The sequence below is a fragment of the Hymenobacter sp. B81 genome, from assembly GCF_044628455.1.
In the GTDB taxonomy this organism is placed as follows: Bacteria; Bacteroidota; Bacteroidia; order Cytophagales; family Hymenobacteraceae; genus Solirubrum.
The window spans coordinates 209,331-229,245 of record NZ_JBIYZW010000002.1; the positions used below are offsets into that span (position 1 = coordinate 209,331).

Below are 19,915 nucleotides of genomic sequence, written 5' to 3' on the forward strand. Positions count from 1 at the left end.
GCAGAGCTAAGCCCTTATTTCTTACCCTGGTACAGCGTACCAGCGGCTTTGTTGTAATCCACCTTGGCTACCAGCGCATCGTAGAGCGAAGCGTAATAGTTGGTCTGGGCCTGGCGCAGGTCGGTTTCGGCGGTAATCACCTCCAGGTTCGAGCCCACGCCCTCCTGAAACTTGATTTTGGCCACGCGGGCCACCTCGGTAGCCAGCGCCAGGTTGTTTTTCTGGTTGGCCAGCACGTCCATGGTGTTTTGCAGCGAGGTCTGGGTTTGCACGCGCTGCAGGTCGATGCTCTGCTGCAGGGTGGTGAAGCCCTTGTTTACCTGCTCCAAAGCCAGCTTGCCCTGCTCAATGGAGTACTTCTTGCGGAAGCCGTCGAACACCGGAATCTGCAGCTGCAGGCCCACGTTGCCGAAGCCGAACCAGTTCTGGTTGGCGAAGCCCCGCTCGTTGCGCGACGAGGTGCCGCGGAACTCCATCAGGCCGCCGAAGCGCGGGTCGGAGCCGGTGAAGCCGTAGGCGGCCACCAGGTTCAGGGTGGGCAGGTAGCCCACGCGGCGGTTGCGCACGTCGAGTACGGCCAGGTCGCGCTGGGTTTCCAGCACCGAGTACTCGATGCGGTTGCTGTAGTTGAATCCTTCGCTGAGGCTGAGCAGGTTGCTGCGCTCGGCGGCCACCATGGCCTCGTCGAGGCGGTCAGTCAGCTCCACCGGCTGGCGCTGGTCGAGGCCCATCTGGAACTTGAGCAAAGCCACACTCAGGTCGATGAGACGCTGGGCGTTCTGCTGCTCAATCTTCAGGTTGTTTACCTGCACCTGCAGCCGGTCCACGTCGAGCTTCTCCACGAAGCCTTCCTTGTAGGTCTGCTGGGTTTGGAACAGCAGGGTGTCGAGGCGCTGCACGTTGCGGGCCAGCAGGGCCAGCCGCTCGCGCGCCACCAGGGTGCTGTAGTAGGCTTTCGACACCTGCTCGGCCACGTCGATTTCGCTTTGCTGGGTTTGCTTAACCGACAGCTGCTCGTACACCTTGGCGGCCTTGAGGCCCAGCAGGTAGGAGCCGTTGAACAGCATCTGCGAGGCCGAAGCCGCCGCGTTGCCGGCGTAGCGCAGGCCAAAGGCAATGGGCTGCGGGCCGGTGGCCGGAATGGGCGTGTAGGCCGGGGCCAGGGTCACCACTTCCCCGCGCTGCACGCGGTCGAGGTCGGCCTGGGTGAGGGTGGTGCCGTCGAGCACCCCGCCCCCGCCGCCCAGGCTGGAAAAGTCCACCAGGGACTTCTGCAGCTTGAAGTTGTCGGTCACGGCCGCGTTGACGTTGACCTGGGGCAGGCCGGCCGAGCGGATTTCCCCGACCCGGGCCTGGGCCACCTTCTCGTTGAGGCGGACCGACTGCAGGGTCGACTTGTTTTCCAGCGCGTAGCTGATGGCCTGCTGCAGACTCAGTGGCAGCGGGGTGGTGGAGGCTACCGGCTGGCCCGTGGAGGGTGTTTGGGCCAGCAGCTGGTTGAGCCCCAGAAAGCCCAAGGCTGCTAGCAGCAGCAGTAGGCGGAACGCTTGTTTCATAAAGCGAATGGGTGAGTTGAGAGGGCGAGAAATGATTATTCTTCTTCCGTCACCTGACGGTACTGATTGAGGAGGCGGTGCCCCTTGAGGGTGGAGATGCCGGTGAGAAAGTGCTCCACCATCACCGAGTTGACGCGCTGCACGTCAAACTGCCGGGGCGGAAATACCGCGTTGTTGAACATCAGCTCGATTTCGGCCAGGTGCAGGCGGGCCAGCACGTCCACGTCCAGGTCGGCGCGGTACAGGCCCTCCTGCACGCCGCGGCGCAGGTTGTCGGCGGTTTTCTGCAGGATGAAGGTGTTTTTGTGCTCCTCAAACACCGCCCAGGCCTGCGGGTAGTACTTCTGCAGGTCGTGGAAAATGCTCGGGTGAATGTTGCTGAGCATCTCCTTGTGCCACTTAATCAGGTTATACATGGCCTCCAGGGCGTTTTCGCCGGCGGCAAACACCTGCTCGCAGTCCAGCTCCTGCTTGCCAATGTGGGCCTGCATGACGGCCAGCACGATCTGGTCCTTGTTTTCAAACCACTTGTAGAGGGTTTTCTTCGACATGCCCAGCTCGGTGGCAATGTCATCCATCGAAACGCTGCGGATGCCCTTGCACATGAAGAGCCCGACAGCTGCCAGTAAGATCCGGTCCTTGATTTCCATACTCACGCCGCAAAGGTACGGCGGAAACTTTTAATGAATCCAAAGTTTCCATCTTTTTTTTACCACATGATCGGGGGAGGCCGGCGCGGGTTTCCAGCGCAGTCGTTTACCGGGTCGTTTTACTTTAGCCGCCTGTACTTTTTTTCGGCGGTTCCCGGGTGCTGCCCCACCCGCCGGCCCGTTCGGCCTGCCGGCGTACCTTCGCGGCCTCACTCCTACTCCCCTGCTCATGCGCATTCGTACCGGCTTCGGCTACGACGTTCACCAGCTCCAGGCCGGGCTGCCCTTCTGGCTCGGCGGCATTCAGATTCCCCACACCCACGGCGCGCTGGGCCACTCCGACGCCGACGTGCTCATCCACGTCATCTGCGACGCGCTGCTGGGCGCGGCCAACCTGCGCGACATCGGCTTTCACTTCCCCGACACCGACCCGCAGTACAAGGGCATCGACTCCAAGCGCCTGCTGCGCGGCGTGGTGGCGCTGCTGCACGAGCGCGGCTACCAGGTCGGCAACATCGACTCGACCATTTGCCTGCAGCAGCCCAAGGTGAACCCCCACATTCCCGAGATGAAGCGGGTGCTGGCCGAAGTCATGGGCGTCGACGAAGACGACATCAGCATCAAGGCCACCACCACCGAAAAGCTGGGCTTCGTGGGCCGGCAGGAGGGCGTGTCGGCCTACGCCACCGTGCTCATCGTGCGCCCCTAGCCCCGCCGCTCCGCCCGGCCGCCGGCCCGAAAACCGCAAACGGCTATCTTGGGGCAACTTCGCCGGCCCCGCGCCGTCCTTGGGTTTCCCGTTTACTCACCTCAACCGTTGCGCCGCGTTCTGCGGCGCCTTGCCTATGTCGTATAAACTGTTTCCGGCGCTGCTGCTCGCGGCCGGTCTGCTGGCCACTTCGGCCGAAGCGCAGGACGCGCCCGCCAAGCGCAAGGTGAAAGTCAAGCGCAAAGCCAAAACCGAGGCCCCGGCCGCCACGCCCGCCCCCGAGGCGCCGGCCAGTCCCGGCCGGCAGGCGCCGCTGCCCGTGAACTGGGACGCCGCCTACGCCAACAGCATCACCCAGGAAGACTTGCAGCAGCACCTGCGCGTGCTGGCTTCCGACGAGTACGAGGGCCGCGAAACCGGCGAGAAAGGCCAGAAGCTGGCCGCCGAGTACATTGCCAAGCACTTCCAGATGCTGGGCCTGAAGGGCCCGGTGGAAGGCGCCGCCAACCCCTACCTGCAGCAGTTCACCATGGAGCGCAGCAGCTGGACGGGCACCGGCACCATCAAAGTCGGTGGGCAGACCTTTAAATGGATGCAGGACTTCTATGGCTACGGCCGCTCGCCCTTTGCCCAGGAAACCACGCTGCAGCCGGTGTTTGCCGGCTACGGCATCGAGCAGGAAGGCTACAGCGACTACGCCGCCCTGGGCGACGTGAAGGGCAAGGACCTGGTGGTACTGCTGGGCGAGCCGCTGAAAGACGGCAAACCGCTGCTGGGCAAGGACGGCCAGCCCAGCAAGTGGGGCATGGAGTACCGCGCCAAGGCGGCCCTGGCCTCGCAGAAAGGCGCGCGCAGCGTATTCTTCGTGTACACCGGCCCCAAAGACAGCTACAGCAAAACTGCCGCCCGCCTCAAGCCCTACCTGGGCAAGCCCAGCATCGAGTTTGCCGACGACGCCAAGAACACCCGCGCCGCCAACTTCTTCGTGTCGCCGGCCGTGGGAGCCAAGCTGCTGGGCACCACCGAAGCCGGCCTGAGCGCCTACACCGCGGCCGTAAACAAGGCCGGTAAGCCGGTGGCCAGCAAGTTCAAGCCCGCCAAGATGGTGCTGAACGCGCCCAAGAAGGTGGAGCCCTTCACCACCGAGAACGTGCTGGGCTTTCTGCCGGGCACCGACAAGGCCGACGAAATCGTGGTGGTATCGGCCCACTACGACCACATCGGCATCATCGGCGGCGAGGTGCACAACGGCGCCGACGACGACGGCTCGGGCACGGTGAGCGTGCTGGAAATGGCCCAGGCCTTCGTGCAGGCCGCCAAGGAAGGCCACGGCCCGCGCCGCAGCCTGCTGTTTCTGACGGTAACCGGCGAGGAAAAGGGCCTGCTCGGCTCGGAGTACTACACTGACCACCCCGTGTTTCCGCTGGCCCAGACCGTGGCCGACCTGAACATCGACATGGTGGGCCGCACCGACAAGGAGCACGAGGGCAAGGAAGACTACGTGTACGTCATCGGCTCCGACAAGCTTTCCTCCGAGCTGCACAGCATCGTGGAGAAGGCCAACCAGCAGTACACCCAGCTCAACCTGGATTACCGCTTCAACGACCCCGGCGACCCGAACCGCTTCTACTACCGCTCCGACCACTACAACTTCGCCAAGCACGGCATTCCGGTGGCTTTCTTTTTCAACGGCGTGCACGACGACTACCACGGCCCCAAGGACGAGGTCGACAAGATCGAGTTCGGCAAGCTGGAAAAGCGTGCCCGCCTGGTGTTCTACGCCGCCTGGGAGCTGGCCAACCGCGAGCAGCGCATCGTGGTCGACTCCAACAAGCCCTAACCCATCCGCTGGCTGATTACCCGAAGGCCGGTTGGGCTGCCCCGAGCAGCCCAACCGGCCTTCGGCGTTTTGCAGGTCGGCGCGCGGCTCCCCGCTGATCGGGGCGCAGCTGGTGGGCAACCTTGGCGGCGGCCCCGCGACCTTAGTGCTCCAACCCCGCTCTTATGCTCCGCAACCTCTACGCCCTGGCCCTGGCCGCCGCGCTGGCCGCGCCCGCCGCGGCCCAACGCAGCCCCCAGAAAAAGGCCCGGGCCGAGCAGGCCGCGCCTGCCCCGCCCGCGGCCGACCCGGCCCGGCGCTACGCGGCTACCATCACGCAGGACGACCTGCGCCGCCACCTCACCATCTTGGCTTCGGACGAGTACGAGGGCCGCGAAACCGGCGAGAAAGGCCAGAAAATGGCTGCCGACTACCTGGCTCGGCAGTTTCGGGAGCTGGGGCTGAAGGGTCCGGGGCAGGACCCCGCCAACTCCTACCTGCAGCCCTTCAGCATGGAGCGCAGCCGCTGGGCCACCGAGCATATGCAGCTGCAGATCGGCGGGCAGCGGTACGGCTGGCTAACTGATTTCTACTCCAGCGGCGACTCACCTTTCGCCCAGGAAACCACCCTGCAGCCGGTGTTCGTGGGCTACGGCATCGAGCAGGCAGGCTACAGCGACTACGCCGGGCTGGACGTGCGCGGCAAGGACCTGGTAGCGTTGCTGGGCGAGCCGCTGAAGGATGGCCAGCCGCTGCTCGCCCCCGAGGGCAAGCCCGGCAGGTGGAGCCTCGACTCGCGCGCCAAGGCCGCCCTGGCTACCGCCAAGGGCGCCCGCAGCGTCATCTTCCTCAACCCCGACGCGACCAGCTTCACCGAGGCGCTGACCCGCTTCCGCCCCTACCTGCAGCGCCCGCGCCTAAGTCTGCCAAGCCCGGCGGCCCAAGCTCAACCCGCCCGGGCCGCCACGTTCTTCGTCTCGACGCCCGTCGGCCTGGCCCTGTTGGGTACCGATGCCGCGGCCCTGACCCGGTACCAGAACGCGGTAGCCAAGGCTGGTCAGCCGGTGAAGTCGCCCTTTCGTCCCGCCAAAGTGGTCATCCGCGCCCCGCGCATTACCGAAACCTTCCGCACCGAAAACGTGCTGGGCTACCTCGAAGGCCGCGACAAAAAAGACGAGCTGCTGGTGGTATCGGCCCACTACGACCACCTGGGCATCCGCGACGGGAAGGTTTACAACGGCGCCGACGACGACGGCTCGGGCACCTCGGCGGTGCTGGAGCTGGCCCAGGCCTTCGTGCAGGCGCAGCGAGACGGGCACGGACCGCGCCGCAGCATTTTGTTTCTGGCCGTGACGGCCGAGGAGCAGGGCCTCTACGGCTCGGAGTACTACGCCGCCCACCCCGTGGTGCCGCTAACCCAGACGGTGGCCAATCTGAACATCGACATGATTGGGCGCACCGATGAAAACCACGCCCCCGGCGACCAGTACGTGTGCCTGGTAGGCGCCGACAAGCTGTCGTCGGAGCTGCACGCGCTGAGCGAGGACGTGAACCGCCGCTACACCCAGCTCGGCCTGGACTACCGCTACAACGACCCCAACGACCCCGAGCAGGTGTACTACCGCTCCGACCACTACAACTTCGCCCGGCACCGGATTCCGGTCATCTTCTATACCACCGGCGACCACGCCGACTACCACCAGGAAACCGACGAGGTTGACCGCATCGAGTTTCCGCTGATGGAAAAGCGCGCCCGGCTGGTGTTTCACACGGCCTGGGAAGTGGCCAACCGCGACCAACGGCTGGTAGTCGACTCCAACAAACCCTGATTTTCGGCACTGACGGCCAGCGGGCTTAGCGAGCATGCCGGGCCGGGCGGAACGCTCGTCAGGCTTCCGCGCTTTACTTTAGTAGTATTGCCACCTCTGCCGACCTTGTGCTGCCATGCCTGCCGTTGCCAAATCCACCCAGTTTCTTGCCGACTCCGACTCGAAAGCCTTCGACCTGGAGCACCGGCGCAAAATCCGCTTCAACATCGGCAAGTACAACGCCGCCGTGCAGCAGGGCCTGGGCTGGTACCGCGACCATGAGCTGGCACGGGCGCGGGCCGCGCACCGCAAGGCCCAGGTTGTCAACCACCTCGATCAGTACCTGCTGCAGTGGGAGGAGAACTTCACCAAGCGCGGCGGCAAGGTCATTTGGGCGCAGAACGCCGACGAGGCCCTGCGCGAAATCGGGCGCATTGTGCAGCGGCGCCGGGCCCGCACGGTAGTGAAGGCCAAGAGCATGACCACCGAGGAAATTCACCTCAACCACTACCTGGAGCAGAACGGCGTGGAATCGGTGGAGACGGACCTGGGCGAGTACATCGTGCAGCTCAACGGCGAGCGGCCCTACCACATCGTGACGCCGGCCATGCACCTCTCGAAGAAGGACATTGCCGACATCTTCGTCAAGCACCTCAAGATTGAGCCCACCGACGACGCCCAGCAACTGGTGGCCACGGCCCGGCGCCTGCTGCGCGGCAAGTACACCACGGCCGAAATCGGCATTACGGGCGGCAACTTCCTGGTAGCCGACGTGGGCGGCGTGGCCGTGACGGAGAACGAGGGCAACGCCCGCCTCTCGGCCGCCTTCCCGCGCACCCACATTGCGGTGGTCGGCATCGAAAAGCTGATTCCCAGCTTGCAGGACCTGGATTTGTTCTGGCCCCTGCTGAGCACCAGCGGCACCGGCCAGCAGCTCACCGTGTATAATACCGTGTACCTGGGGCCGCGGCAGCCGCTGGAAAAAGACGGCCCCGAGGAAATGTACGTGGTGCTGCTCGACAACGGCCGCACCAACCTGCTGGCCCAGCCCGACAAGCGCGAGGCCCTGCAGTGCATCCGCTGCGGCGCCTGCCTGAACGTGTGCCCGGTGTACAAGAACATCGGCGGCCACACCTACGAGGCCACGTACTCGGGGCCCATCGGCTCGGTGATTACGCCCCACCTCGCGGGCTTCGAGGAAAACAAGCACCTGAGCTACGCTTCCAGCCTGTGCGGGGCCTGCACCTCGGTGTGTCCGGTCAAGATTCCCATCCACAACATTCTGCTGCTCAACCGCCAGCAGGCCGTGCGCGAGAATCTCACCGACAAGGAAGAGCAGCGCGCCATCCGACTGTGGCTCTACGGCATGAAGCGCCGCTGGCTGTGGAACCTGGCACCGGTGGCGGGCAAGAACTGGGTGCTGAGCCGTCTGCTGGGCGAAGTAGGCTGGAGCAAGCGCCGCGACGCCGTGCAGGTAGCCCCCAAATCCTTCCGCCAGCTGTGGAAGGAACGTCCCAAGAAGTAGGTTCCGCCCATCGGGTTACAAACAGCAACGGCCGGGAATTGCCCGGCCGTTTTGGGTTTGCGCCCGACCTTCACGGGCTTAGTCGCGCATGAGCATGGCCGTGACGGCCGCGGCTACCGGGGCCTGCAGGGCCGGCGCTAGCCCCGGGGCCAGCCACACCCTCCCTCGGCCCATCAGCTCTACGGCGGCAACCACCGAGCCGTTGGGCCGGCGGAACTCGTAGCCCACCGGCACGCCGAAGGGCAGGTTCATCGGGCGGCCGTCCTTGCGCAGCAGTTGGCTCAGGGGGCGCACCTGCAGCACCGAGTCGCCGTTGCTGAGCGTGCCCTGGGCAAACTGCGGCCGGTCGCCCAGCTGGCTCTGGCTTTCGAGCAGCAGCTGCCAGGTCTGGCCGGGGCCCTGAATCACGCTGCTGTACACGTCTTCCTGGTTGAGCGTGATGCCGGTTGTCACGCGGGTGTTGGGCGTCACCGTCAGGTCCTCGCTCCAGGCGTAGTAGGCGCCCTGCACCTGCCACACCTCGCCCGTAGCGGGCTGCATGGTAAAGGAAAACTTGCGCCGGGCCCGGGTCTGGTCGAACCACACCGGGGCCAGCCAGCGCAGGTTGCTCGAGCGGGTGCTGGTAGTGAGCCAGCCAGGCCGCACGCTGGTGGTGGCAAAGTCGCCGAAGCGGTAGCTGTGCTTGAAGCCCTGCTTGCGCTCGACCTCGAGCGGTGCCGTACCGGTGAGCGGGGCCGGCACCACCATGCTGATGCGGCTGGTCGATGAACAGGCCCCCAGGACCAAGGGCAACAACGCGGGCAGCAGCTGGCGAAGCAGGGAAAGGTTCATAATGAGGCGGGTAGCGGAGCGTAGGTCACAAAGCTACGGCGGGCCAGCCGGCGGCGCATCACATCTTTTGGCGTAGACTGCCGAGGTTGCCGCTTCCCGCCGGGCCCCTCCCCCGGTAATTCAATTGAATCGAAAACGATACCGCTGCCCCTGGTTTATGCGCCGGATAGGCTGCCCCCCTGCAATCAGCAGGTATAGACAAGCTTATTTGCTTGCACTCAATATAGACTCCGCACAATTATCTTCCCTTGTGGTATCCAATTGATCCAATAAAATCACTAGTTTTCCGAACGGCAAGGTCCACCTTCTTGCCCCACCGGCCTTCCTTCCTCTGCCACCCCACCCCGACTGCATGGTTCGTCGTTACGCCCTGATTACCCGGCCCCTGTGCCGAAGCTAGAGCCGTAGCCCTGCCTGGGCACGCATTACGGCTCCCCACCGTCCCTTTTTGCTTTCCCCCGACCGTTTTGGGCCGCGGCTTCGTCGCGTCTTCGAGGGCCGGGGCAGCCCTGTACGCTTGCACTTCAACCTTCCCTTTTCTTTCTTTTATGCACACACCTTTACTTACCAGGAAGCACCCTTCCTTGTACAAACCCGACCCACTGGGACGCTGGCTGGGTCGGCTGCTGAGCTTGGCACTGCTGGCGTTGCTGCCGCAGCTGAGTTGGGCGCAGACCACCCGCACCCTGCCCGGTGACTACGCCACTTTCGTGGCCGCATTCACCGACCTGAACGCCAACGGCGTGCCAGCGGGCGGCCTCACCATTAACGTAGCCGCGGGCTACGTGGAAGCCAACAACACGGTGCTACCCGTGCTGACGGCTACGGGTACGGCCGCCAGCCCGCTCGTGTTTCAAAAGTCCGGCACCGGGGCCAACCCCATCATCGCCGCCGGCACGGGTACGGGTACGGGCGCCACTTCAACCGACGGCATCATTCGCTTGTCGGGCTCGGACTACGTGACCTTCAATGGCATTGACCTGACCGAACGCCTGAACAACGTCACGACCACGACTCAGATGGAGTATGGCTACGCGCTGTTCCGGGCTTCGGCTACTGATGGCTGCCAGCACGTAACCATCCGCAACAGCACCGTTACGCTCGACCGGATCAACACGGCCACCGTTGCCATTTGGAGTGCTCCTTCCACTGCTGCTGCGCCCAACACCGGCCTGGCTGCTACCAGCGCCGATGGCGCCAACTCCTTCAATAAGGTGTACGGCAACACGGTCAGCGCTTACCAGGGTATCTTCTTCCAGGGTCCCTCGGCAACGAACTCCGATACCGGCAACGAAATCGGCACCACCGCCGGCAACAACGTAACTGGCCTGGGCACCGGCAGCAGCTCCAGCACGGTACACGGCCTGCGGGGCGAGTATCAGAAAGACTTCAAGGTTGAAAACAACACGGTGACGGTACCGGCCGGCTACACCGGCTCGGGTACGCTGCAGGCCATCAGCATCGGCTCCAGCGCCACCACCGGAATTACGGGCACGCTGCTGATCAACAACAACACGATTTCGCTGGAAAGCGCCAGCACCGGCACGGTGTACGGTATTCGGCAGGCCGCTACCTCGGCCCTGACCAGCGTGAGCATCACCAACAATACCGTGCAGAACTCGGTGCTGTCAGCGGCCAGCAACACGATCAACTACATTGTCAACGACGCCTCGGCAGGTACCATCGTCATGTCGGGCAACACGGTGCGCAACAACTCCACGGTTTCGACCGGTGTGGTTTCGGCCATCTACCACACGGCTGGCAGCGGCACGGTGACCATGGCCAACAACGTGATAACCGGCAACCGCAATACCGGAGCCGGTGGCACCTTCTACGGCCTGCGCATAACCTCCGGCGCTTACACGGTAAACGGCAACACAGTTACCGACAACGCCTTCAGCAGCACGTCGAGCACGACAGCAGCCAACCTGTACGGCTACTACAGCAACAGCAGCGCGACGCTAGAAAACATCTACGACAATACGTTTGCCGACCTGCGCATCGTAGGTGCCAGCACCTCTACAAGCCATATTGTGGTAGGCATCCGCACTTGGCCGGCTGCTACCGCCAACAAGGAAATTTACCAGAATACCATCAGCGGACTCAGCATCGGGGTGACCGGTACGGGTAGCGGCGCGGCGCACGGCATTTTCACCAGCGGGGGCGCAACCACCAATATCTTCCGCAACAAGATCTACGACCTGAGTGCCAGCAATGCCGGCGGTACGGTCAACGGTCTCAACCTCGGCTCAGGCACTACCGTTACGGCGCACAACAACCTGGTGGGCGACCTGCGCGCCCCAGCAGCTACGAGCCTGCTGGCCGTTAGCGGCGTTCTGATAGCGGGTGGTACCAATATCAACCTGTACTACAACACCGTCTACCTCCAGGGCACCAGCTCGGGCGCAACGTTCGGTACTTCGGGCATTTACCTGAGTTCGACTTCGCCCACGCTGAACGCGCGCAACAACGTGGTGGTGAACACCTCGGTGGCCAAGGGCACGGGCGGCTACGCGGCGGCTTTCCGCCGGGTATCGGGCACCGCCGGCACAGTGCCGGCCAACTACGCCACTACCTCCAATAACAACCTGTTCTACGCCGGTACGCCCTCGGCTACCAGCCTGATTTACGTGGAGGGCACCACCACGGCAACCAACCCGCAGCAAACCCTGGCGGCCTACAAGACCTTCATGGGCAACCGCGACCAGCTGTCGGTAACAGAGAACCCGCCCTTCCTGAGCACCGACGGGGCCAGCCCCGAGTTCCTGCACATCAACCCCAACGTGGGTACGCAGATTGAAAGCAGCGGCGCCCCCATCGCGGGCATCACGCTGGACTTCGACCAGGAAACCCGCGACGCCTCGACGCCCGATATCGGTGCCGACGAAGGCTCGTTTACGGGCGTTGACCTGACGGCCCCGCTCATCGCGTACACCCCGCTGACCAACACCGTGGTGACGCCCTCGCGCAACCTGGTGGTGACCATCACCGACGCCAGCGGCGTGGAGCTGGGTGGCGGCGCCCCGCGGATTTACTACCGCAAGGGCAGCAGCGGCGCCTACACCAGCGCCGCGGCTAGCAGCACCAGCGGCAACAGCTACACCTTCACCATCAACTACGCGGCCCTGGGCGGCGTGGCCCCGGGGGACGTGATTCAGTACTACGTGGCGGCCCAGGACGTGAACGGCAACGCCGGCACTAGCCCCAGCGGCGGCAGCGGCGCCAACCCGCCCGGCTCGACGGCTCCGGCCACGCCCAACCAGTACACCCTGCTGCCCACTCTGGCCGGCAACTACTACGTGGGCGTCAGCGCCCACACGCCCCCCGCTACCTACGCCACCCTCACCGACGCTGCCGCAGCCTACAACAGCGGCGGCCTGGGCGGCGCGGTCAACTTCATCCTGATCGATGCCACGTACCCGGCCATTACCACGCCGATAACCTTCAACCAGAACCTCGACGCCAGCACCACCAACCGCCTCACCATTAAGCCCGAGGCCGGCGTGCAGCCCACCCTCACGGGCAACAGCAGCGGCGGTATTCTGGTACTCAACGGCGCCGACTACGTAACCCTGGACGGCTCGAACACCGCCAACGGTACTACCCGCGACTGGACCATCAGCAACACCGGCGGCTCGGCCGTGCTGGTGAAAAGCCTGGGCCTGAACGCCGGCGCCACCGACAACGTGGTGAAGAACCTGAACCTGCTGGCCACTTCCACTACCAGCGGCTACGGCCTGGCAGTGGGCGGCAGCACGGCCGGCAGCAACGGCGCCGACAACGACAACCTGACCATTCAGAACAACAACGTGGTGCGCGCTTCGGTGGGCATCTACGTGGGCGGTACTACCACCACTTCGGCCGGCGGCACCGACGGGCTGCTCATCAGCGGCAACGTGGTGGGTCCCGTGACCAGCGGCACCGATAACATTGGCGGCAGCGGCATTCAGCTGACCAACGCCCTGGCCCCGACGCTGACCGGCAACACGGTGCAGAACCTCTCGGGCAGCGCCACGCTCACGGGCCTGAACCTGAGCAGCGGCGTGGTGGGCGCTACCATCAGCCAGAACACGGTGCGCAACTTCACCAGCTCCGGCTCCAGCACCACCAACCCGGTTACAGGCATCAGCCTGGGCCTCGCCGTAGGCGCCCCGACCACCGTCAGCCAGAATACGGTGCAGAACATCGGCGGCTCGCCGGTTGCTTACGGTGTCCGCGTGGGTCCCTCGGCCGCCGCGGCCGACGTGACCATCAGCCAGAACCTGATTGAGAACATCACCTCCACCGGCAACAACTCCTACGGCCTGTCTATAGGCAGCACCTCGACCGCGACGGATGTGACCAACGTGGTAGTTGACCGCAACCGCATTCTGGGCATCTCGGCCTCCAGCACCAGCGGCTACGGCGGCAAGGGCATCGAGGTCAGCGTAACCTCGCAGACCAGCAACATCCGCCTCAGCAACAACTTCGTGCAGGTAACGGCGGCCTCGGGCTGGACTGCGTTGACCTCCGACGCCAACGTGGGCATTCGCCTGCTGAATGGTGGCGGGGTGAGCCTGTACTACAACTCGGTGAACCTGACCGGCACCTACAACCGCAGTGGCGCCGACTTGTCGGCCGCGCTGTACGTGTATGCCTCGGCCACCAACCTGGACGTGCGCAACAACATCTTCGCCAACGGCATCGTGAGCACGGGCGGAGCAGCCAAGGCCTACGCGCTCTACAGCGCCGCCGCCAATACGGCCTTCAGCCAGATCAACCACAACGACTACTACGTGAGCGGCACGCAGGGTGTGCTGGGCTACCTGGGCGGCGACCTGACTTCGCTGGCCAACCTGAGCTCGGCTACCGGCCAGGACGCCGCCTCGATCAGCGCCAACCCGATTTTTGCGGCCGACAACGACCTGCACGCCTCGGGCCTGGCCCTGAACGCCGCCGCGACGCCCATTGCCGGCATCACGCTGGACATCGACGGCGCCACCCGCAACGCGTCGACGCCCGATATCGGCGCCGACGAGTTTACGCCCGCCGCCGTTGACCTGGGCGCCATTGCCCTGCTCAACCCGCCGGCTACCGGCTGCTACTCGGCCACCCAACAGGTGTCGGTACGCATTCAGAACCTGGGCGCGGCCACCATCAACTTCGCCGTCAACCCGGCCACCATCACGGGCTCGGTATCGGGCGCCGCCACGCAGACCTTCACGCCGGTGGTCATCAACACCGGTACGCTGGCTCCCGGCGAAACCCGCGACGTGGTGCTGGGCACGGTGAACATGATTGCCGCCGGTACCTACACCTTCAATGCCGCCGCTGGTGCCACGGGCGAAACCAACACCACCAACAACGACATTGCCCCGGTAACCCGCACGCAGGCCGGCGTAGCCGCCCTGCCCCAGCAGCTTGACTTCACCGGCCTGACCGGCACCAACCTGGGGACGCTCTACCCCGGCTGGTCAGAAGCCACGGGGGTTACGCCCACCGGTACCACTTCGAACTGGGTAAGCGACTCGTTCGGCAACGTAACAAGCGGCCCCAACGGCACTTCGGCCGCAATCAACCTGGACGGCGTGAACGAAACGGCCTGGATGCTGAGCCCGCGCTTCGTGGCTACGGCTACCACCGAGGTCAGCTTCGACCTGGCCCTGACGACCTTTGGCGCTACCACCGCCGACGTGCTGGACAGCGACGACCTGTTCGAAGTACGCATCTCCACCGACTGCGGTCTGACCTACACGCCGCTGCGCACCTTCAACTCCGGCACGACTATTTCCAACACCGGCCAGTCCGTGGTTATCAGCTTGCCGGCCACCTATGCCAACCAGGAGGTTATCGTAGGCTTCTTCGCTACCGAAGGCGCTACGGTAACGGGTGACATCGACCTGTTTGTGGATAACATCCGCATCCGCAACCTGTACGCCACCAACCTGCGCGCCACGGCCCTGTTTGCCCCCGCGGCGGCCCAGAGCTGCTACTCGCCTGCCGAAGCCGTAACGGTGACGGTGAAAAATGAGGGCACTGCTGCGCTGAACTTCGCCGTGAACCCCGCCACCGTAACGGCCGTGGTAACGACGCCCGGCGGCCCGGTAACCCTGTCTGCCCAGTTGAACAGCGGCACCCTGGCGGCCGATGCTACCCAGAACGTGACCCTGACCAGCGGCACGCTCGACATGAGCGCCGCCGGCACCTACACCTTCGACCTGACGGCCACCGTAACCGGCGACCAGTACCCGGCCGACGACAATCTGGCCGTGGACCCTGTGCGCACGGTAACGGCCCCGGTGGCCGGCACTATTGCCCCGGTAAGCACCTCGTTCTGCCAGGGCAACACCGTGACGCTCACCGTAACCGGCGCCGCCAACGGCACCATTCAGTGGCAGAGCTCGACCGACAACCTGACGTTCACCGACATCAGCGGGGCCAACGCGGCCACCTACACCTCGGCGCCGCTGACGCAGACCACCTACTTCCGGGCCGTGACGCGCTGCAACAGCGCCGAGCCGGCTTCGAACGTGGCGACCGTGACGGTGACCAACCCGCAGATTACTGCCACCAACTCGCCGCAGACGATTTGCGAGGGTAACCCGGTAACCCTGACGGCCACTGCTGCGGCCGGCAACACCATCCGCTGGTACGACACCAACAGCAGCACCACGGTGCTGGCCACGGGCCCCTCGTTCACCACCCCGGTGCAGTCGGCCTCGCGCCAGTACTTCGTGTCGGCCACGGCCACGGCCAATGCCACCGTTGGCCGCCCGGCCCCTACTTCTACCACAAACGCTGCTCCTTCCAACTACGGCCTGGTGTTTAACGCGGCTTCGGCCTTCACCCTGGAGTCGGTGGATGTATACCCCACTGGCTCCGCCGGTAACCTGGTAATCCGGGTAACCAACAGCGCGGGAACACTCATTCCTGGTCTGGAGACGACGGTAGAGGTTCCGGCTGGCACGGGCACGACGGCCTTCGCCATTCCGCTCAACTTCGAGATTCCGGCCGGTACGGGCATGCGCCTGCTGGCCGTAAGCGGCCCCAGCCTGGTCCGGGAAACCAGTGGCGTCACCACCCCCTACAGCACCCCCGGGGGTGAGATTAGCATCACCAGCGGTTACATCTCGGGGACCAGCACGACCTACTACTACTTCTACAACTGGCAGGTAGAAACTGAGTGCACCGGCAGCCGCACCCCGGTACAGGTAGACGTAACCCCGGCTACGGCCATCACCGTTACGCCCAGCGCTACCAGCGTCTGCGCCGGTGAAAGCGTGAACGTGACGGTAACGCCCGACGCCCCGGTTTACACCAGCTACACCTACTCGCCCATGACGGGTGTGGTGCTGAACCAGCCCGATGGCTCGGCGGCTACCATCACGCCCACGGCTACCACCACCTACACCGTCACGGCTTCGGACGGCGTACCCGGCGGCTGCTCGGCCGTGCGCACCTTCACCCTCACGGTGAAGCCCCTGCCCACGCCCACGCCCACGGCTACGGCCGCTACCATTTGCCTGGGCGGCAGCTCGCAGCTGAATGCCAACGCCATCGGCGCTAACCTCTCGTTCACCAACTCGACCAGCGGCGCGATTCCCGATAACAACCCGACCGGCGTCAGCCGCGCCGTGACCGTAGCGGGCGTTCCGGGCACGGCCCTGACCACCGGCACCATCAAGTCGGTAACGGTGAACATCACCCACGGCTTCGCCGAAGACCTAGATATTTCGTTGATCGGCCCCGACGGCACCACGACCATCGATCTGTCGTCGGACAACGGAAGCGGCGACGACAACTACACCAACACGGTGTTCTCGCCCACGGCTACCGCTTCCATCACCACCGGTACGGCGCCCTTCACCGGCAGCTTCCTGCCCGAGCAGTCGTTTGATGCCTTCAACGGCCTCAACCCCAACGGCACCTGGACGCTGAAAGTGGCCGATGATGACGGGGCATTTACGGGTACTCTCACCAACTGGACCATCGCGTTCGAGTCGGGCCTGACTTACACCTGGACCGGCCCCGGCCTAAGCGCGACCAACGTGGCCAACCCCACGGCTACGCCGCTCACCGCGGGCACGGCTACCTACTCGGTTACCGTGAACTCGCCCAACGGCTGCAGCGCCACGGCCTCGACCTCGGTGACGGTAAATGCCCGCCCGACGGCCACGGTCACGGCTTCGCCCACGGCCGTTACGCCCGGTCAGGCGTCCACCATCAGCGTGGCCCTGACCGGTACCGGTCCCTGGACGTTCACCTACACCAACGGCACCACGCCGGTGACGGTGACCAACACGAGCACCAACCCCTACACCTTCTCCACCGGCAACCTCTCCTCGCCTACTACCTACACGGTAACGGCTTTGAGCGACGCCAACTGCACGGCCACGCCGGACGATCTGGAAGCGGCTACCGCCACGGTGACCATCCTGGCTCCCCCGGTTGACGTGCGGGCGCTGGCCCTGGTGAGCCCCGTTACCGGTACATCCTGCGTGAGCGGGCTGCAAACGGTAACGGTACGGGTAGAAAATGCCGGTACCGAGCCGCTGGACTTCAGCACCGACCCCGTAACGGTAACGGTGAACGTAACCGGTGCGGCCACCCAGACCTACTCCACCGTCATCAACAGCGGGGCCAACCTGGCCGCCGGGGCCACGCTCGACGTGAACCTGACGACCACGCTGGACATGTCGACGCCCGGCACCTACAACTTTGCCGTGAGCGTAACCACGCCCAACGACACGAACAACGGCAACGACACCCGCACGGAAACCCACGTGGTACCCACCGCGCCGGTTCTGGCAGTGGCGGCCCCGACTGAGGCCTGCCTGGGTTCGTCGTTTACGGTAACGACCACGCCCAGCGCCGGCACCTACTCGGGCAGCGCCGCTCCGGCCCTGGCCATCCCGGATAACAACACTACCGGCATTGCCTCGACCATCACCCTGAGCGGGGCTCCTGCGGGCAGCGTCATTTCCAGCAGCAGCGTCATCAAGGTTACGCTCAACATTCCCCACGAATACGCGGGTGATGTGGACGTGTACCTGGTGGGCCCGGGCAACACCGGCACCCTGGAACTGACTACCGACAACGGCGGCAGCAGCGAAAACTACACCAACACGGTGCTCAGCACGGCTGCTACCACCAACATCACTTCGGGCTCGGCACCGTTTACCGGCACCTACCGCACCGAAGGCCTCACGAATGCAGCTCCCAGCGTAGGCTCGTACTCGATTCCGGCCGCGGCCCTGAACGGCGCGGCAATCAACGGCGCCTGGACGCTGCGCGTGTTTGACGATGGCAGTGGTGACACGGGTACGCTGGCCAACTGGTCGCTGGAAATTTCCCAGCCCCTGGCCAACAGCACCACTACCCTCACGGGCCCGGCCGGCGCCACTATCACCGGCCCGGTTGCCAGCGGCAACTCGTCGGTATTCACGGTGACCAACGTCCCGGTGGGCGCGGCGGCCTTCACGGCTACCACCACCACCAACGACACGAACTGCTCGACCAGCAACGCATTCAGCGTGAACGTGACGGAAACGACGACCTGGACCGGCGCTACCTCAACGACCTGGGCTACGGCTACCAACTGGTCGGCCTGTGCCCCCACCAGCGCCATCAGCGTGGTGGTACCCACCGGCCTGACCCGTTACCCCAGCCTGACCACGGGCACGCCGGCCGTGCGCAACATCACCTTCGACGGCACCGGCACCATGACCATGAGCGCCGGTACGCTGAGCGTACACGGCAACTGGACGCGCACCGGCACGGGCGCTACCAGCACCTTCACCGGCGGCACGGTTAGCTTCGTGGGCACCGGCGAGCAGGTTATCACCAACCCCGGCACCTTCTACAACCTGACGGTGAACAAACCGGGTGGCGACACCCTGCGCCTGGGGGCCAACACCAACGTGGCCAACACCCTCACGCTGACCAACGGCATTCTGAAAACCTACTCCGGCGCCGCTACCTACGCGGTGAACCTGAGCGGCACGTCCAGCAGCCTCGTAGAGTCGGCCAGCAGCTTTGTGCTGGGCAACGTGAGCAAGACCGCTACGCCCACGGGCGGGGTGGCCCAAACCTTCGGGGGCATCGGCGTAACGCTGACGGCCCGCACCACCGGCGGCGCCGTGCTGCCGGGGGCTACCACCGTGACGCGCATGACCGGCAAGCCGGTGTACGGTACGGGCGCCAACAGCAGCAATGCCAGCATCCGCCGCCAGTACGTGATTGCGCCCACCAACGATGCCAACCTGAACGTCGACCTGGTGTTCCGCTACAGCGATGCTCCTTACGAGCTGAACGGCCTGCCCGAAGCCAACCTGACCTTGTTCAGCGCGGCTACCACGGCTGGTCCCTGGCGCCCCGAGGGCGGCACGCGCAACGCCACGGCCAACACCGTGACGCGCACCGGCCTCAACCACCTCTCGGTATGGACGCTGGGCAACTTCGCCGCCCCGCTACCGGTAGCCCTGACCTCGTTTGAGGCCAAGCGCGACGGTGCCGACGCCCTGCTGACCTGGACCACCGCGCAGGAGCGCAACAGCCAGGGTTTCGAGGTGCAGGTATCGACCGACGGCCGCAGCTACCGCACCCTGGGCTTCGTGGCCAGCGCCACCCCCAACTCGGACGGCCCGCGCGCCTACCGCTTCGCCGACCGCGAGGCCGGTAAGCTCGGCACGCGCTACTACCGCCTGCGCCAGCTCGACCTCGACGGCACCGAGGCCCTCTACGGCCCGCGTCAGCTCACCTTCGAAGCCTCGGCCCAGCTGGGTCTGGCCGCCTACCCCACCCTGTTCGGCACCCAGCTGACCGTGGAAGTGAGCAGCCCCGCCGCCGGCGCCACCGAAGTGCAGCTGCTCGATGCTGTGGGCCGCGTGATTCTGCGTCAGCCGGCCACCCTGGTGGAAGGCCTGCAGAAGCTGCCGCTGAACGGCGTTGACCAGCTGCCCACCGGCACCTACGTGCTGCGCCTGACCGCCGCCGGTCAGACCCGCACGGTGCGCGTGGTGAAGCAGTAAGGCTTGCT

Annotated in this window: 8 protein-coding genes; 5 read left to right on the plus strand and 3 right to left on the minus strand. The window is 65.0% G+C overall.

What is annotated here, in order from left to right; genetic code table 11:
- Positions 1-14: 14 nt before the first annotated feature.
- Both ACE191_RS12045 and ACE191_RS12050 read right to left on the minus strand, forming a co-directional pair.
- Entirely contained in the window at positions 15-1,556 is a 1,542-nt protein-coding gene (locus tag ACE191_RS12045; RefSeq protein ID WP_400192475.1) for a TolC family protein, read from the minus strand.
- Between the two features lie 35 nt (positions 1,557-1,591).
- Positions 1,592-2,206, minus strand: coding sequence for a TetR/AcrR family transcriptional regulator (locus tag ACE191_RS12050; protein ID WP_400192476.1), 615 nt, complete (start codon positions 2,204-2,206; stop codon positions 1,592-1,594).
- A 229-nt stretch (positions 2,207-2,435) separates the two neighbouring features.
- Between ACE191_RS12050 and ispF the strand changes: the two genes are divergently transcribed.
- From ispF to ACE191_RS12070, 4 genes are all read left to right on the plus strand, one after another.
- Complete coding sequence (gene ispF / locus ACE191_RS12055) at positions 2,436-2,915, plus strand: 2-C-methyl-D-erythritol 2,4-cyclodiphosphate synthase (protein WP_400192477.1); 480 nt, start codon at positions 2,436-2,438, stop codon at positions 2,913-2,915.
- 136 nt (positions 2,916-3,051) lie between these two features.
- A complete protein-coding gene (locus tag ACE191_RS12060; protein WP_400192478.1) occupies positions 3,052-4,755 on the plus strand; it encodes a M28 family peptidase in 1,704 nt (567 codons plus the stop codon).
- A 164-nt stretch (positions 4,756-4,919) separates the two neighbouring features.
- On the plus strand, positions 4,920-6,563 hold the full coding sequence (locus ACE191_RS12065; protein WP_400192479.1) for a M28 family peptidase: 1,644 nt from the start codon (positions 4,920-4,922) through the stop codon (positions 6,561-6,563).
- 115 nt (positions 6,564-6,678) lie between these two features.
- A complete protein-coding gene (locus ACE191_RS12070; protein ID WP_400192480.1) occupies positions 6,679-8,067 on the plus strand; it encodes a LutB/LldF family L-lactate oxidation iron-sulfur protein in 1,389 nt (462 codons plus the stop codon).
- Between the two features lie 78 nt (positions 8,068-8,145).
- On the opposite strand, the gene ACE191_RS12075 is transcribed toward ACE191_RS12070, so the two are convergent.
- On the minus strand, positions 8,146-8,898 hold the full coding sequence (locus ACE191_RS12075) for a hypothetical protein (RefSeq protein WP_400192481.1): 753 nt from the start codon (positions 8,896-8,898) through the stop codon (positions 8,146-8,148).
- A gap of 548 nt (positions 8,899-9,446) precedes the next feature.
- Here ACE191_RS12075 and ACE191_RS12080 point away from each other — a divergent pair.
- Positions 9,447-19,907, plus strand: a complete 10,461-nt coding sequence (locus ACE191_RS12080) for a proprotein convertase P-domain-containing protein (protein ID WP_400192482.1) — start codon at positions 9,447-9,449, stop codon at positions 19,905-19,907.
- Positions 19,908-19,915 lie beyond the last annotated feature (8 nt).

Coding starts and splice junctions, on each gene's coding strand:
- ACE191_RS12070 (WP_400192480.1), top strand. CDS start 6,679: ATGCCTGCCGTTGCCAAATCCACCCAGTTTCTTGCCGACTCCGACTCG.
- ACE191_RS12050 (WP_400192476.1), bottom strand. CDS start 2,206: ATGGAAATCAAGGACCGGATCTTACTGGCAGCTGTCGGGCTCTTCATG.
- ACE191_RS12075 (WP_400192481.1), bottom strand. CDS start 8,898: ATGAACCTTTCCCTGCTTCGCCAGCTGCTGCCCGCGTTGTTGCCCTTG.
- ACE191_RS12065 (WP_400192479.1), top strand. CDS start 4,920: ATGCTCCGCAACCTCTACGCCCTGGCCCTGGCCGCCGCGCTGGCCGCG.
- ACE191_RS12045 (WP_400192475.1), bottom strand. CDS start 1,556: ATGAAACAAGCGTTCCGCCTACTGCTGCTGCTAGCAGCCTTGGGCTTT.
- ACE191_RS12080 (WP_400192482.1), top strand. CDS start 9,447: ATGCACACACCTTTACTTACCAGGAAGCACCCTTCCTTGTACAAACCC.
- ACE191_RS12060 (WP_400192478.1), top strand. CDS start 3,052: ATGTCGTATAAACTGTTTCCGGCGCTGCTGCTCGCGGCCGGTCTGCTG.
- ispF (WP_400192477.1), top strand. CDS start 2,436: ATGCGCATTCGTACCGGCTTCGGCTACGACGTTCACCAGCTCCAGGCC.